This is a genomic window from Achromobacter sp. EG18, from assembly GCF_059759395.1.
Window position 1 is genome coordinate 4472743 of sequence record NZ_CM186213.1, and the last position, 15231, is coordinate 4487973.

Annotated in this window: 11 protein-coding genes; 2 read left to right on the forward strand and 9 right to left on the reverse strand. The window is 68.6% G+C overall.

Annotated features, from left to right (window positions below; all coding sequences use genetic code 11):
- Window positions 1-10 precede the first annotated feature (10 nt).
- A complete protein-coding gene (locus AC6CR5_RS20545; RefSeq protein WP_006389474.1) occupies window positions 11-481 on the reverse strand; it encodes an Lrp/AsnC family transcriptional regulator in 471 nt (156 codons plus the stop codon).
- A gap of 93 nt (window positions 482-574) precedes the next feature.
- On the opposite strand from AC6CR5_RS20545, the gene ilvB reads away from it, so the two are divergent.
- A complete protein-coding gene (gene ilvB, locus AC6CR5_RS20550; protein ID WP_102949835.1) occupies window positions 575-2395 on the forward strand; it encodes a biosynthetic-type acetolactate synthase large subunit in 1821 nt (606 codons plus the stop codon).
- 105 nt (window positions 2396-2500) lie between these two features.
- Here the strand turns inward: ilvB and AC6CR5_RS20555 are convergent, their stop codons facing one another.
- The 5 genes from AC6CR5_RS20555 to AC6CR5_RS20575 all read right to left on the reverse strand — a co-directional run bounded on the left by AC6CR5_RS20555 (window position 2501) and on the right by AC6CR5_RS20575 (window position 8773).
- Window positions 2501-3283: an SDR family oxidoreductase gene (locus AC6CR5_RS20555; RefSeq protein WP_080969373.1), complete on the reverse strand. Its 783-nt coding sequence runs from the start codon at window positions 3281-3283 to the stop codon at window positions 2501-2503.
- Window positions 3284-3297: 14 nt separating this feature from the next.
- Window positions 3298-4152 (reverse strand): ABC transporter permease, encoded by an 855-nt coding sequence (locus AC6CR5_RS20560; protein WP_020925718.1) that lies wholly within the window; start codon window positions 4150-4152, stop codon window positions 3298-3300.
- Between the two features lie 7 nt (window positions 4153-4159).
- Entirely contained in the window at window positions 4160-4930 is a 771-nt protein-coding gene (locus AC6CR5_RS20565; RefSeq protein ID WP_020925717.1) for an ABC transporter ATP-binding protein, read from the reverse strand.
- Complete coding sequence (locus AC6CR5_RS20570; RefSeq protein ID WP_498084883.1) at window positions 4930-5988, reverse strand: ABC transporter substrate-binding protein; 1059 nt, start codon at window positions 5986-5988, stop codon at window positions 4930-4932. Before AC6CR5_RS20570 ends, AC6CR5_RS20565 begins: the two co-directional genes overlap by 1 nt.
- 133 nt (window positions 5989-6121) lie before the next feature.
- Window positions 6122-8773, reverse strand: a complete 2652-nt coding sequence (locus AC6CR5_RS20575) for a DNA topoisomerase III (protein WP_498084884.1) — start codon at window positions 8771-8773, stop codon at window positions 6122-6124.
- A 62-nt stretch (window positions 8774-8835) separates the two neighbouring features.
- Between AC6CR5_RS20575 and AC6CR5_RS20580 the strand changes: the two genes are divergently transcribed.
- The gene (locus AC6CR5_RS20580; RefSeq protein ID WP_498084885.1) at window positions 8836-11466 is read left to right on the forward strand and encodes a GDYXXLXY domain-containing protein; all 2631 of its coding nucleotides are present in this window, start codon (window positions 8836-8838) and stop codon (window positions 11464-11466) included.
- 15 nt (window positions 11467-11481) lie between these two features.
- Here the strand turns inward: AC6CR5_RS20580 and gluQRS are convergent, their stop codons facing one another.
- From gluQRS to AC6CR5_RS20595, 3 genes are all read right to left on the reverse strand, one after another.
- Window positions 11482-12363 carry a tRNA glutamyl-Q(34) synthetase GluQRS gene (gene gluQRS, locus AC6CR5_RS20585; RefSeq protein ID WP_150102022.1) on the reverse strand — a complete coding sequence of 294 codons (882 nt, stop codon included), beginning with the start codon at window positions 12361-12363 and terminating at the stop codon, window positions 11482-11484.
- Between the two features lie 99 nt (window positions 12364-12462).
- Window positions 12463-12921: a Smg family protein gene (locus AC6CR5_RS20590; RefSeq protein ID WP_006389464.1), complete on the reverse strand. Its 459-nt coding sequence runs from the start codon at window positions 12919-12921 to the stop codon at window positions 12463-12465.
- A gap of 235 nt (window positions 12922-13156) precedes the next feature.
- Complete coding sequence (locus tag AC6CR5_RS20595; RefSeq protein WP_020925712.1) at window positions 13157-15181, reverse strand: TRAP transporter permease; 2025 nt, start codon at window positions 15179-15181, stop codon at window positions 13157-13159.
- Window positions 15182-15231 lie beyond the last annotated feature (50 nt).

Consider the following 15231-nt stretch of genomic DNA (forward strand, 5'->3'; position numbering starts at 1 on the left):
CCGCGCCCGTTCAGGTCGTCGGCCCGTTCAGCGGCAGCATGGTCTCCTTCAGGCGGCGCAGGACGAAGCAGGATTTGCTGTGGCGGATGCCGGGGATGCGGTACAGCTGCTCGCGCAGCAGCCGCTCGTAGTCGCGGGTGTCGCGCACGGCGATGCGGATGTAGTAGTCGTAGTCGCCCGACACCAGGAAGGCTTCCAGTACTTCCGGGATCTGCGCCAGCGCCCGCCCGAATTCATACAGCGTTTCTTCGCTGTGGCTCTCCAGCGTGACGTGGACGATGACGGTGTCCATGAAGCCCAGGCTGGCCGGGTCGATGTCGACCGTGTAGCCACGGATCACGCCGGCCGCCTCCATGCGCTTGATCCGGTTCCAGCAGGGCGTGGACGACAGGCCGACCGCCGCGCCGATGTCGTTGAGGCTGGCGCGGGCGTTCTCTTGCAGCACGCGCAAAATCGCCAAGTCAAACTTGTCCAGGTTCATTTTCTTTGATTCCTCCGATCCAAAGATAAATTTACTGCGTTTGCCGGCAATGCGTGGAAAAGAAGATAAATATTCTCCCGGATTCCCAATAAGATGGATAGCATGAACGATCGCCTGCACCCCTCCGTCGCCGCCGCGCTTGCCGCCCCTGAAACTCCCCCCGCCAATGGGGCCAGGATTCTGCTGGAAACGCTGATTGCGCACGGCGTGGACACCGTGTTCGGCTATCCCGGCGGCGCCGTGCTGCCGCTGTACGACGCGCTCTATGCCGAGCCGCGCCTGCGCCACGTGCTGGTGCGCCACGAGCAGGCCGCGGTGCATGCCGCCGAGGGCTACGCCCGCACCACCGGCCGCACCGGCGTGGTGTTCGTGACCTCCGGCCCGGGCATGGCCAACACCACCTCGGGCCTGCTGGACGCCATGTGCGACTCGATCCCGGTGCTGTGCATCAGCGGCCAGGTCGCCACCAGCGCCATCGGCACCGACGCCTTCCAGGAATGCGACGCCATCGGCATTTCGCGTTCCGTGACCAAGTGGAACACCCAGGTGCGGTCGGTGGACGACGTCGCCGCCGTCACCGCCCGCGCCTTCGAACTGACGCGCCAGGGCCGGCCCGGCCCGGTGCTGCTGGACTTCCCCAAGGACGTGCAGCTGGCCGTGCCGCGCGACGCGGACGGCGACGACTACACCCCGTCGCAGCAGAAGCTGGCGGCGCTGCGCGCGCGGCGCCAGTCGGGCAAGCTGGCGCCCAAGCTGCCGCAATCGGCGGTGCGCCGCGCCGCCGCGCTGATCGCCCAGGCCAAGCGCCCCATCTTCTACGGTGGCGGCGGGCTGGTGAACGCGGGCCCCGAGGCCTGCGCCGCCTTCACCGAGCTGGTGCGCGCCAGCGGCGCGCCCTGCACCCTGACGCTGATGGGCCTGGGGGCGTTCCCCGCCTCCGACCCGCAATTCGTCGGCATGCTGGGCATGCACGGTACTGTCGAGGCCAACCTGGCCATGCACAACGCCGACCTGGTGGTCTGCATCGGCGCCCGCTTCGATGACCGCATCACCGGCAAGCTGTCCGAGTTCTGCCCGCATGCGCGCAAGATCCACATCGACATCGACCCCGCTTCCATCAACAAGGTGGTGCGGGTGGACGTGGCCCTGGTGGGCGACTGCCTGCCGCTGGTGCGCGCCCTGCAGGCCGAGCTGACCGAGCCGCTGGACCCGGCGCGGCTGGCGCCGTGGTGGGCGCGGGTGCAGGCCTGGCGCGCGCAGGACTGCCTGGGCTACACCCCGGCGGCCGACGCCATCCTGCCGCAGCACCTGATGTCGCGCCTGAACGCGGCGCTGGCCGGGCGCGACGCCATCGTCTCGACCGACGTCGGCCAGCACCAGATGTGGGCCGCGCAGTATCTGCGCTTCGACCAGCCGTACCGTTGGCTCACCTCCGGCGGCGCCGGCACCATGGGCTACGGCGTGCCGGCCGCCATCGGCGCGCAGGTCGCGCATCCGGACAAGACCGTGGTGTGCGTCAGCGGCGACGCCTCGGTGCTGATGAACATCCAGGAACTGTCCACCGCCATGCAGCACCAGGCGCCGGTCAAGGTCGTGCTGTGCAACAACGGCTACATGGGCATGGTGCGCCAGTGGCAGGAACTGATCCACGGCGGCCGCTATAGCCACAGCTACAACGCCTCGCTGCCCGACTTCGTGGCGCTGGCGCGGGCCTTCGGCTGGGGCGCGGCGCGGGTCGAGGACCCGGCGCAACTGGACGCGGCGCTGGCCGAATGCCTGGCGCACGACGGCCCCTACTTCCTCGACGTGGCGGTGACGGCGCAGGAGAACTGCTTTCCCATGATGCCGGCCGGCCATGGCCACCACAAGATGATGCTGGCCGAAGGCGTCTGGTACCAGGACGAGACGACCTGAGCCGGCGGCGATTGCCGGGCAGGCGGACATCCCTGCCGGGACCGCCGGAGTGATGAAGGGGCCCTTTGCGGGCCCCTTCGTTTTTGCCGCACGGCCAGCGCGCCGTCAGAACTGGATCGACAGGCCGCCGTCCACCACCAGCACGTGTCCGTTCACGTACGACGCCGCCTTCGACGCCAGGAACACCGCCGCGCCGGCGATCTCCTCCGGTTCGCCCCAGCGCCCGGTCGGGTTGCGCGCCGCGATGCGCGGGCCGACGGCGGGGTCGGCCACCATCTGCGCATTGGTCTCGGTGGCAAAGGTGCCCGGCGCGATGGCGTTGCTGGTGATGCCGCGCCCGCCGAACTCCGCCGCCAGCGCCCGCACCATGCCGGTCAGGCCCTGCTTGGCGGCCGGATAGACCGCGTCGCCAGCACGCGCCAGCTCGCCCACCACGGAGGTGATGGCGATCAGGCGGCCGCCGCCCTGGCGCGCCATGCGTTCGGCGGCATGCTTGGCCAGCAGGATGCCTGCCACCAGGTCGGTGTCGATCAGCTCGCGGATCTCGGCGGCGCTGGTGTCGGCCAGCGTCTTGCGGTTGCGCGCGCCGACGTTGTTCACCAGGATGTCCAGGCGGCCATGTTCGGTGTCGATGCGCGCGAACGCCCGCGACATGGCGGCATCGTCGCTGACGTCGAAGGCCAGCGCGTGCGCGTCCAGGCCGTCGCCGCGCAACGCGGCGGCGGTGCTTTCCGCGGCCTGCTCGTTGCGGCCGTTGATCAGCACGCGCGCGCCGCTGCCGGCCAGCGCGCGGGCGATACAGAAGCCCAGCCCGCGGGCCGAGCCGGTCACCAGCGCGACCTGGCCGCTCAGGTCGAAGTTGCGCAGATAGGGCAAGGAAGTCGTCATGGTTGCGGCTCGGTTCATTCGCGGAATTCGGGCGCCCAGTGCAGCAGCCGCCGTTCCAGCCAGGTCACGCAGTACACCAGCGCGATGCCGACGATGGACAGCAGCGTGACCGCCGCGAACATGTCGGTGGCGTTCAGTGTAGCCAGCGCGGTGATCATCAGGTAGCCCATGCCGGTGGTGGAGCCGACGAACTCGGCCAGCACCACGCCGATCAGCGCGAAGCTGATGGCGTTGGGCAGCGCGGCGAAGGTCCAGGCGGCGGCGGTCGGGATGCGCACGCGCCACAGGATCTGGCGCGGCGATCCGCCCAGCGTGCGGCAGAAGTCCACCAGTTCGCGCTCGACGCTGCGCCCGCCCTTGTAGGTGTTGAAGAACACCAGGAAGAACACCACGAACCACGAGGTCACCACCTTGGACGCCAGCCCCAGGCCGAAGAACATGGTGATGAGCGGCACGAAGGCGATGCGCGGCATCGAGTTGAAGGCCACGATGAACGGGTTGAACACGTCCGCCAGGAAGCGGCTGCGGCTGAGCGTCATGCCCACCAGGAAGCCGCTGCCCACGCCCACCACCAGCCCGACCAGCGTGGCCTGCAGCGTCAGCCACAGGTGCGGCCAGACCGAGCGCGGCCCGGGCTGCAGCCATTCCCACAGCCGCACCGCCACGCGCGACGGCTGGCTGATGAAGAACGGGTCGAACAGCGTGTTCTGGGTGAACCACGGGATGCGCGTCAGCGTTTCCCAGGAGCCGAGGATGAGGGCCAGGATCAGCACCTGCCACAAGGTGATGCGCAGGCGACGCCGCGCGCTGGCGCGCCGGTCCAGCCGCAACTGGTCCTGCAGGGTATCGGTCAATTCGGGAGCGGTCATGGCGGAATCAGGCGGCGGCGCGGAACTGCTGGCCCAGCACGCTCCAGAGGCTTTGCACGTGGGTGACGAACTGCGGCGTCTCGCGCAGGGTGAAGACGTCGCGCGGATGCGGGATGGCGATGCGCTCGTCCAGCAGCACGCGGCTGGGCGGACCCGACAGCACCACCACGCGATCCGACAGCAGGATGGCCTCGTCCAGGTCGTGCGTGACCAGCACCACGGTCTGGCCCAGCTTGCGCCAGATCTCCATCAGCTCGCGGTGCAGGTGGGTCTTGGTGTGCGTATCGAGCGCGCCGAACGGCTCGTCCAGCAGCAGGATGCGCGGCTCCACCGCCAGGCTCATCAGCAGCGCCACGCGCCGCCGCATGCCGCCCGACAACTGGTGCGGAAAGGCGTCGGCGAAGGCCGTCAGGTGGCCCAGTTCCAGCAGCTCGGCCACTCGGCTGGCGATGCGCGCGGCCGGCACGCCCTGGAACTTCAGGCCCAGCGCCACGTTCTTCCTGACGCTGAACCAGGGCAGCAGCGTGTCCTTCTGGAAGATGTAGCCCAGGGCCGGCGGCACCTGGCCGTCGACCACCCGTCCGTCCACCACGATGCGGCCGGTGGTGGGCGGCAGGAAGCCGGCGATCATGTTCAGCAGCGTGCTCTTGCCGCAGCCCGAGGGGCCGACGATCGACACGAACTCGCCCGCCGCGATCTCCAGGCTGACCTCGCCCACCGCGTGGGTGGTGCCCTGGCGCGTCTGGTAGGCCTTGCCCACCCGGTCCAGCGTGATCATCACAGGCCTCGCGCTTTGCGCACGAAGCTCATGTCGACGCACTTGGCGTACGGCACCGTCTTGATCTCGTCGTTCGAGAACTGGCGGCCGTCGCCCATGATGGCGGTCATGCGGTCGTAGGCGTCCTGGGTGATGAGGTTGTCCTTCAGGAACACGGTTTCCTTGTACACGCCCAGCGTTTTCTCGATGGCGGCGCGCGGGAAGGCGTTCAGATAGTCGTCGTAGATCGCGTCGGCGATCTCGGCGGCGCTGTGGGCCGTGATGAAGTCCTGCGCCTTCACCAGGCCGGTGACGAAGGCCTGCACGGTCTCCGGCCGCTTCTGGATGGTGTCCTGCAGCGTCAACGCGGCGATGCCCGGCACGTCGCCGCCCATGAATTCGTTCCACGAGGCCTCGGTGGTGGCGTCGAAGATCGGCACGCCCCAGCCTTCCTGCCGGGCCTGCTCCATCATCGACATGGTGGCCATGCTGGCGGCCACCGAGCCGGTCTTGAGCGCGCCCAGCATGGTGGCCAGGTCGCCCAGGGGGCGGATATCGACCTTGTCGGCCACGCCTGCCTTCTGCATCAGGTACAGCGCCATCAGCCAGGTGCTGGACTGCGGCTGGGTCGCGCCCACGCGCTTGCCGGCCAGGTCCTTGAGCGACTTGATCTTGCCGCTGTCGAAGTCCTCGCGCCGCACGATGACGTTGGCGTAGGTCAGCTTGCGGTCGAAGCCGAACACCAGCGTGGCCGGCTTGCCGGCCAGCGTCAGCGCCGGCGCGGCGGTGGCCGCGGTGGCGCCGAAGACGATCTGGCCGGCCGCCAGCAACTGGTTGGTGCGCGGGCCGCTCTGCGAATTCAGGTACTCGACCTCCAGCCCCGCTTCGCCGAAATAGCCCTTCTTGAGCGCCACGTAGCCAGCCGCGAAGAACGGGTCGATGCTGCCCTGCCCGTAGACCACGCGGCCCAGCTTGGGCTGGGCGAAGGAGACACGGCCGCCGATCAGGGTGACGCCGGCCAGCGCCCCGGTAGCGGCCAGCACGCGGCGGCGGGTGGTGAAGTGGGGGCTCGTGCTCATGTCTTCCTCGGTCTCGATCGGGTGTGGTTGTTTGGCGTCAACAATACCGCAGCGGCGCCTGCCGTCCAACAATGGAAAACGCCCGGTTGCCCGGGCGTTCTCGTCGTGCCACGCAAGTGTAGACCGTGGCGGCTTATGCCGCGGTCTTCTTGGGCGCGGCCTTCTTCACGGCTTTCTTGGCGGCGGTCTTGGTCGCCGTCTTGGTGGCCGTTTTCGTGGCGGTCTTGGTGGCGGTCTTCTTCACCGCGGCCTTCTTGGCCGGCGCCTTCTTCGCCGCCGTCTTGGTGGCGGCGCCGGCGGTCTTGGCCGGGGCGCGGCCGCGGCCGGGTTTGTCCGGACGCGGTTCGAACTCGAAGCCGATCTTGCCGTCGGGCTGGCGCACCAGGAAAGCCTTGAACTTGCGGTTGGTGCGGCTGGACACGAAGCCGTCGAGCAGGTCGGTGCGACCGTCGGTCAGCAGCTTTTCCATCTGCTCGCGCGAGATTTCCTGCTGCAGGATGACCTTGCCCGAGCGGAAGTCGCAGCTCTTTTCAGGGCCGACCGACTTCTCGCAGACATAGCTCATGCCGTGCTCGAACACCCGCGACTGGCACTTGGGGCAGGTGCCCACCGGCGTGTGGCCGGAGAAGTCCACCGCCTCGTTGTCGTCCTCGTCGTTCTGGCCGAAGTCGAATTCCAGCTTGTACTCGTCGCTGATGCGCAGGATGGCGGCGAACGGCCGGCCCATCTTGCTGATGAAGCCCTGCAGCGGACCGATCTCGCGCTTGGCCAGCAGTTCCTCGACTTCCGGCAGCTCGAAGGTGCGGCCGCCCGGGTGCTTGCCGATCGAGAAGTCGCAGTTGGTGCAGGCGTAGCGGCGGTAGTTTTCCTTGACCACCCCGCCGCACTTGGGGCACGGCGTCTGCAGCGTGGCGTAGTCGCCGGGCACCGTGTCGCGCTCGTATTCCTTGGCGCGCTTGACGATCACCTGCGTCATCTGGGCGATCTCGCGCATGAAGGCCTGGCGGTCCAGCGCGCCCTGCTCGATCTGCTTGAGCTTGTGTTCCCATTCGCCGGTCAGCTCGGGCGAGGTCAGTTCCGACACGTCCAGGCCCGACAGCAGCGTCATCAGCTGGCGCGCCTTGGCGGTCGGCACCAGGTCGCGGCCCTCGCGGCGCAGGTAGACCTCGTTGAGCAGGCCTTCGATGATGGCCGCGCGCGTGGCCGGCGTGCCCAGGCCGCGCTCGGACATGGCCTCGCGCAGTTCCTCGTCGTCCACCAGCTTGCCGGCGCCTTCCATGGCCGACAGCAGCGTGCCTTCGTTAAAGCGCGCCGGCGGCTTGGTGGTCAGGCCCACGGCTTCGACGTCCTCGGTGCGCACGGTCTCGCCGTCGCCCACCGGCACCAGGTTGGCGTCCTCGCCCTGGGCTTCCTTGCCGTACACGGCCAGCCAGCCCGGATTGACCAGCACCTTGCCGTCGGTGCGGAAGCGATGCCCCTGCACCTCGGTCATGCGGGTGGTGACGCGGTATTCGGCGGCCGGGAAGAACACGGCCAGGAAGCGCTTGAGCACCAGGTCGTAGAGCTTGGCCTCGGCCTCGCTCAGGTCGTGCGGGATCTGCAGCGTCGGGATGATGGCAAAGTGATCCGACACCTTCTTGTTGTCGAAGATGCGGCGGTTCGGCTTGACCCAGTGCTGGCTGACCACGGTTTCGGCATGGCGCGACAGCCCGCCGACGGCGTTCGAGCCGCCCTTGGCCAGCGCGCGCATGGTTTCCTGCACCGTGCCGATGTAGTCCTCGGGCAGGTAGCGCGAGTCGGTACGCGGGTAGGTCAGCGCCTTGTGGCGTTCGTACAGGGTCTGGGCCAGGGCCAGGGTGGTCTTGGCCGAGAAGCCGAAGCGGCCGTTGGCCTCGCGCTGCAGCGAGGTCAGGTCGTACAGGGCCGGCGACATCTGGGTCGACGGCTTGGATTCCTCGGTGACGCTGCCCGGCTGGTCGCGGCAGGCGGCCACCACGCTCTGGGCGGCGGCCTGCGACCACAGGCGCGACTCGCGCTTCTCGGGGTCGCGCTCGTCCTTCTTGAAGTCCGGGTCGATCCAGCGGCCTTCGTACAGGCCGGCGGCGGCCACGAAGGTGGCGCGCACTTCCCAGTAATCGCGCGGCACGAAGCGGCGGATGCGTTCCTCGCGCTCGGCCACGATCGCCAGCGTGGGGGTCTGCACCCGGCCCACCGGCGTCTTGAAGAAGCCGCCGTCCTTGCTGTTGAAGGCGGTCATGGCGCGGGTGCCGTTGATGCCCACCAGCCAGTCGGCCTCGGCGCGCGAGCGGGCGGCGGCCTCCAGCGGCTTGAGCTGGCTGTCGTCGCGCAGGTTGGCGAAGGCCTCGCGGATGGCGGCCTGGGTCATGGATTGGAGCCACAGGCGCTGGATCGGCTTTTTCACGCCCGCATACTGAATGATGTAGCGGAAGATCAGTTCGCCCTCGCGCCCCGCGTCACAGGCGTTGATGATGGCATCGACGTCCTTGCGCTTGGCCAGGCGCACCAGCAGCTTGAGGCGCTCGGCGGATTTCTTGTCGGTCGGCCCCAGCTCGAATTCAGGCGGAATTACGGGCAGGTGCGTGAAGCTCCATTTCCCCTTGACCGGATCGTTGGGCGCGACCAAGCTAAGCAAATGCCCGATGCTGGACGCCAGTACGTAACGTTCGCTTTCAAAATAGTCGCCCTCGCGCGCAAAGCCTCCCAATGCGCGTGATATATCAAGGGCCACCGAGGGCTTCTCGGCAATAATCAGCGTTTTATTCATGTGTATCCAGTGGCGGCAGTCCCGCCGTAGTAGCGCGGATAATAAGATCGGAGTTTCGCGAGATGCAAGTCGGCATTGAACGGCAAGTGGGATCGGAACTTCACGCATGGCGTCAATTCCTGGCGCGCAGCACCCTCTGGCTGGGGGTCCTGCTGCTCGGCAGCGCCGCCATCTGCTGGGTCGCGGCGAACTGGCAGGACATGACAAAAATCCAGCGCTTCGCCGGCACGCAGGGCCTGCTGGCCCTGACCGCGCTGGCGGCCGCCTGGACCGGTTTGCGCCTGCGCGCCACCCCTGGCGTGCGCCGCAGCATTCCCGGCGCGCTGCTGGCCCTGGCCGGCATCCTGCTCGGCGCGCTGCTCGCGTTATTAGGCCAAACTTACCAGACTGGCGCCGATACCTGGGAATTGTTCGCCTGGTGGGCGGTCCTGCTGCTGCCGTGGGCATTGGTGGCGGCCAGCCAGGCCGTCTGGCTGCTGTGGGCGCTGGTGACCAACGTCGCCCTGGTCCTGTGGCTGGGCGAGCGCGCCTTCACCTGGTGGCTGATCTTCGGCGGCCCCCAGGTCGCCAGCCTGATCGTGGCCGCCTGGAACCTGCTGTTGCTGCTGGGCTGGGAACTGGCGGCGCGCCGCTGGCGCGCCAGCACCCTGATCGGACCACGGGTCCTGGCGGCGCTGGTGGTCAGCCCGCTGGTGGTGGCGCTGATGTTCGGCGACTTCATGCTGCGTGGCCTGGGCTCCGTCAACAGCCTGGCCTGGATCGCGGTGACGCTGGGCCTGGGTTTCTTTTACCAGCGCGGCCGCCGTGACCTGGTCATCCTCGCCATGCTGGCGGCCGGCGCCATCTGCGTCTCGCTGCGCATCGTCGGCGAATGGCTGCTGCGGCTGGAGCCCGGCGTCTGGGCCGCCCTGCCCCTGGCGGCGCTGCTGATGGCCGAGGGCGTCTGGGCCGCGCGCTGGCTGCGCGGGCTGGCCCAGCCGCCCCGGGTCGCCGCCGCCGCGCCCGCCGACGCCGAGCCGGCCGCCGCCTCGGCGGGCAACGCGGTCGACCCCGCCGAGGCAGGCGAACCCGTCGCCCAGGTGGCGCCGCCCGCCGTGCCGCATACCGAACCGCCTTGGTATGTACAGTGCATCCTGGGCCTGAGCGCCTGGCTGGCCACGTTGCTGCTGCTGGTGTTCGTGGCCTTCTCCGGCATCATCAATTCAGAGGAAGGCGCGCTGGTGGCCGGCCTGGTGCTGTGCGCCGCCGGCGTGGCGGTGCTGCGCAGCGACGCCGGCCCGTTCTGGCGCCAGTGCGGCACGGCCATGGCCTTTGCCGGCCAGATCCTCATCATCTACGGCATGTCCAGCTCGACCTCGTTCGCCAGCGCCTGCCTGTTCGTGCTGCTGATGGCCACGGCGGTGTACGCGCTGGGGCCGGACGTGATCCTGCGCTTCCTGAGTGGCGGGCTGATCGCCCTGGCCGGCGCCGGCCTGATCTGGCGCATCCTGGCGCCCGAGCTGCTGCGCGACGATCTGCTGGACGCCCTGCTGGACTTCGACATGGCCCGCGCCGCCTTCGTCTGGCTGCCGATCGCGGTGACCGGCGCGTGGGCCACGGCGGTGATCCTGACCCTGGCGCACCGGTGGGGCGGCAAGCGCGGCCATGCGCTGCAACCGCTGGCCTGGGCCTTCCTGCTGTCGGTGCAGGGCATGGTGTGGCTGGCCAGCGGCCTGTCGGTGCTGCAACTGCCGGCCATGTGGCAACTGCATCCGCAGACCGCGCTGCTGGTCTGCGCGGGGGCGCTGTTGCCCGCGGCGGCCGCGACGGCGGTGCTGTGGCCGCGCCGGCATGTGCTGACCGCCGGCGTCATTTGGGGCGTGCCCATCGCCCTGCTGTTGCTGGCGCTGTTCTGGCTGCCCAGCCCCGGTGTCGGTTTCGCGCTGGCCTGGCTGTTGCTGGGTTTCGGCCTGAACCAGTTGGGCGTCACGATCTTCGGCGTACTGAGCCTGCTGGCCTACCTGGGCGTCTATTACTACCAGCTCGACGTGCCGCTGTTGCAGAAGGCGCTGTGGCTGGGCGGCGGCGCCGTGCTGCTGTTCGTGCTGCGGGTGCTGGTGTGGCTGGTGCCGCGCTTGATGCGCACCCAGGACCCGTCGCGCCGCGCGCCGCTGCCGCCGGTCTCGCCGGCCCTGCGCTGGCGCACCCTGGCGATCCTGGGCGGCCTGGCGCTGGTGCTGGTGGTGGCCAACGGCAGTATCTGGCAGCGCGAAAAGCTGCTGGCCAGCGGCAAGCCGGTGATCCTGGAACTGGCGCCGGTCGACCCGCGTTCCCTGATGCAGGGCGACTACATGGCGCTCAACTTCGCCGCCGGGCGCGAGGTCACGCGGCTGCGGCTGGGCGGCGAGCGCCCGGACACAGAGGATTCCGTCATGGGCGAAGCATCCGATGGCTACGTGATGCTGACGGTCGATTCGCGCGGCGTGTACCAGCCCGTGCGCATCCAGACCGACGCCACGCCGCATGCCGACGATGAAGTGCCGCTGCGCTACCGAGTGCGCGACAACCAGGTGCGCATCGTCACCAACGCCTATTTCTTCCCCGAGGGCCAGGCCAAGCGCTATGAAGTCGCCAAGTTCGGTGAACTGCGCGTGGCCGAGAACGGCGAGGCCCTGCTGGTGCGCATGCTGGGCGAGGATTTGCAGCCGTTATAGGAATGGCAGGCCGGCTCAGGGCAGCGGAAAGCGCGCGGCCCAGCGCGCCGTCGCCTCGCGCAGGAAGGCCGCCGGGTCCGGCGCGTCCAGCGGCGCGAAGCCCAATGCCCGCCAGGCGCCTTGCAGCGACGCCAGCGGCGCGCCCGTATCGATGGCGGGGGCGCCATTCTGCTTGGACAGTTTCAGGCCGCTGGCGGGGTCCAGGATCAACGGCACGTGCAGGTAGCGCACCGGCGGCAGACCCAGCAGCCGGCCCAGCACACGTTGGCGCGCGGTCGAACTGAGCAGGTCGGCGCCGCGCACCACGTCGGTCACGCCCTGCGCGCCATCGTCCACCACCACCGCCAGTTGATAGGCCCACAGGCCATCGGCGCGCTTCACGGCGATGTCGCCCACCGCCCGCGCCACGTCCTGCTCCTGCGGCCCGAGCCAGCGGTCCTCGAAGCGTTCCACCCCTTCCGGCATGACCACGCGCCAGGCGCGCGCCTCGCGCCCCGGCGCCAGGCCGTGGCGGCAGGTGCCGGGGTATGGGCGTTCGCCGTCCGCGCCTGGCGCCGCCTGGCCGCGCAGCGCCGAATCGGCGATCTCGCGGCGGGTGCAGCCGCAGCCATAGACCAGCCCGCGTGCGGCCAGCGCGTCGAAGGCCGCCTGATAAGCGTCGCCGCGTTGTGATTGCCAGACGATGTCGCCGTCCCAGCGCAGGCCCAGGACCTCCAGTTGGCCCATGATGGTCTCGGCCGCGGCGGGCACCGTGCGGGGCGTGTCCACGTCCTCGATGCGCAGCAGCCAGCGGCCGCGGTTGGCGCGCGCGTCCAGCCAGCTGGCCAGCGCGGCCACCAGCGAACCCGCGTGCAACGGGCCGCTGGGGCTGGGGGCGAAGCGGCCGGTGTAGGTCACGGGGTTGAGCAGCAAAGCAGCGGGGTTACGGCGAAACGGCGCCGCGCGCTCGATGCGCGCGGGTCGCGGGGAAACGGGCGTCGGCCGGAGCCGGCGCCGTCAGTGCAGCAAGCGCGTGCCGTCTTCGTCCAGCAGCTCTTCCAGGACCAGGTTGTCGATCTCGGCTTCCTGGCTCCAGAGAACCATGAGGGCGATGATCTTGATCTTGGACAGCGGCACGGGCGATTCCGGCGCCGCCAGGCCCCGGTCGATAACGATCTCGCGCAAGGGCGCGGGCAGCACGCCGGCCGATTCCAGGAAGGCGATGAAGCCGATGGATTCGGAGCCGAGTTGCTGGTATTCGTTATCGGTGTAGATCCGGGTACCGGTGGTGGGCGCCTGGGCGAGATCGACGCAGCGTTCGGTGGTTTCGGCCAGGCCGTAGAGCCAGCCGAGCGCGTCGTCGATGTCCTCGTGCTCGAACCCGGCGGCGGCCAGCCGTTTGGCCAGCACGTCAGCGGCGGGACAGGCTTGCGGCGTGTAGTAATTCTCGTACAGATAAACCAGGATATCGAACATATGGCGCAGTTTTGTGCCTGTTTGCACAGTCGGCCCGCATATCGGCAGACCAGCAAACATGAATTTTACTTTACGCTGATTTATTTGCCCGGGCAACCGACCGCAAGGCGGAGTGTGGCGGGGCGTCGTCGCCTTGCGACAGTCACGAAATCGACGCCCATATGCTGCCAGAATAAGGGGCTTTCCAGGCGGGGCGGCCCTTTTGGGGTCCGCCCCTCTTTAATACCCCCACGGTTCATGCGGTCTTCGGCGCCGACTCCAGCTTGAGCTGCGCCAGCTGACGGATGAACACCGGGATGCAGATGGCCAGTCCGATCAGCCCGCTGGTCAGCCCCGGCAGGATGGTCAGCAGCGCGCCCAGCGTGCACAGCCAGCGTTCCCAGCTTTTCATGCCCACCAGCATGTAGCGCGAGAACGCCGCCGACAGCAGCACCAGCCCCACCATGCAGCCGAACAGCGTCACGAAGAAGTCGTACCACGTGAAGCCCTGCACCGAGATCAGCAGCGACGGCGAGAACACGAACACGAACGGCACGATCAGCTTGGTGATGCCCAGCCGGAACGCGGTATTGCCGGTCTTGAATGGGTCGCTGCCCGCCATGCCCGCCGCCGCGTAGGCCGCCAGCGCCACCGGCGGCGTAATGTCGGCCAGGATGCCGAAATAGAACACGAAGAAGTGCGCCGCGATCGGCTGCACCCCCAGCTGCACCAGCGTCGGCGCGGCCACCGCCACCATGATCAGGTAGTTGGCGGTGGTGGGAATGCCGCAACCCATCAGGATGCAGACGACGCCCGTCATGATCAGCGCCGCGACCAGCGTCAGCGACTGGGCATTGGCGATGGTCTCGGGAATGATCGCGCCCGCCACGCCGGCGATCGATTGCGCCGCCGAGATCACGATGTACGAGATCTTGAAGCCCACGCCCGTCAGCGTCACCACGCCGATCACGATGCCCACCGTGCCGGCCGCCGCGCCCACCGCCAGCGCGTACTTGGCGCCGGTCTCGAAGGCTTCGTACAGATCGCGCCAGTGCAGCCGCTGGAACGGATTGAGCAGGCCCACGATGATGCAGCCGGTGATGCCGGCAAACGCCGCCAGGTACGGCGTGCGGCCGCTGGCCAGCACGCCGATCAGCAGGATGAGCGGAATCAGCGTCGGCCAGCGCATCTTGAACGACTGCTTCAGCTTGGGCATTTCCTCGGCCGTCAGCCCGCGCAGGCCCTCGCGCTTGGCCTCGAAGTGCACCTGCATGAACATGCCGAAGAAATACAGGAAGGCCGGGAAGATGCCGGCGATCGCGATCTGCTGGTACGGGATGCCCAGGAACTCGATCATCAGGAACGCCGCCGCGCCCATGATCGGCGGCGTGATCTGGCCGCCGGTGCTGCTGGCCGCCTCCACCCCCGCCGCGAAGTGGCGCGGATAGCCAATGCGGATCATCGCCGGAATGGTCAGCGAGCCCACCGTCACGGCGTTGGCCACCGACGAACCCGACAGCATGCCGAACATGGCCGACCCGAACACCGACACCTTGGCCGGGCCGCCCGCATAGCGTCCGGCGATGGTGGACGCCACGTCCAGGAACAACTGGCCCAGGCCGATGCGCGTGGCCAGCACGCCGAACAGCACGAAGTGGAACACGTAGGTGGCCACCACGCCCACCGCCACGCCGTACACGCCCTGGCTGGTCAGGTACATGTGGTTGACGATCTGCGACCACGTATTGCCTGCGTGCTGCAGCAGCCCGGGGAAATACGGCCCGAAGGCGGCGTAGGCCATGAACACCAGCGCGATGATCGGCAGCGGCCAGCCCATGGCGCGGCGCGTGGCCTCCAGCAACCCGATCAACAGAATCGAGCCCATCAGCACGTCGATCGGCAGCGGGTTGCCGACGCGGAACGCCAGGTCCTCGAAGATGTAGGGGATGTACAGCACCGACAGCGCCAGCGCGATGGCGATGATCCAGTCATACAGCGGCACGCCGCCCGGCGCGTACCAGGTGGACTTCGGCTCGCGCTGGTAATGCGACTTGGAAAAGCCGAACACCAGGAAGATCAGGCTCAGCACGAAGGCCAGGTGCACGCCGCGGTGCGTGGCTTCGCGCAGCAGGCCGAAGCCGGCGGTGTAGTAGTGGAACAGCGACAGCGCCACCAGCAGGCCCGAGACGATCCAGGTGGCGCTCTTGTGCAGCGGCCGGAAGCGGATCTCGGAATCGTACTTTTCCGCCAGCTGCTGTGTTTTCTCGTGGTCTATTTCCATAGCCAGGTTTCTCAGGTGATTGCGCGAACAGGGCCGCCCGAGGCGGCCCT

Bases quoted from the DNA above. Each gene is read 5' to 3' on its own strand.
- AC6CR5_RS20545 (WP_006389474.1), bottom strand. From the start codon at position 481: ATGAACCTGGACAAGTTTGACTTGGCGATTTTGCGCGTGCTGCAAGAG.
- ilvB (WP_102949835.1), top strand. From the start codon at position 575: ATGGATAGCATGAACGATCGCCTGCACCCCTCCGTCGCCGCCGCGCTT.
- AC6CR5_RS20555 (WP_080969373.1), bottom strand. From the start codon at position 3,283: ATGACGACTTCCTTGCCCTATCTGCGCAACTTCGACCTGAGCGGCCAG.
- AC6CR5_RS20560 (WP_020925718.1), bottom strand. From the start codon at position 4,152: ATGACCGCTCCCGAATTGACCGATACCCTGCAGGACCAGTTGCGGCTG.
- AC6CR5_RS20565 (WP_020925717.1), bottom strand. From the start codon at position 4,930: ATGATCACGCTGGACCGGGTGGGCAAGGCCTACCAGACGCGCCAGGGC.
- AC6CR5_RS20570 (WP_498084883.1), bottom strand. From the start codon at position 5,988: ATGAGCACGAGCCCCCACTTCACCACCCGCCGCCGCGTGCTGGCCGCT.
- AC6CR5_RS20575 (WP_498084884.1), bottom strand. From the start codon at position 8,773: ATGAATAAAACGCTGATTATTGCCGAGAAGCCCTCGGTGGCCCTTGAT.
- AC6CR5_RS20580 (WP_498084885.1), top strand. From the start codon at position 8,836: ATGCAAGTCGGCATTGAACGGCAAGTGGGATCGGAACTTCACGCATGG.
- AC6CR5_RS20590 (WP_006389464.1), bottom strand. From the start codon at position 12,921: ATGTTCGATATCCTGGTTTATCTGTACGAGAATTACTACACGCCGCAA.
- AC6CR5_RS20595 (WP_020925712.1), bottom strand. From the start codon at position 15,181: ATGGAAATAGACCACGAGAAAACACAGCAGCTGGCGGAAAAGTACGAT.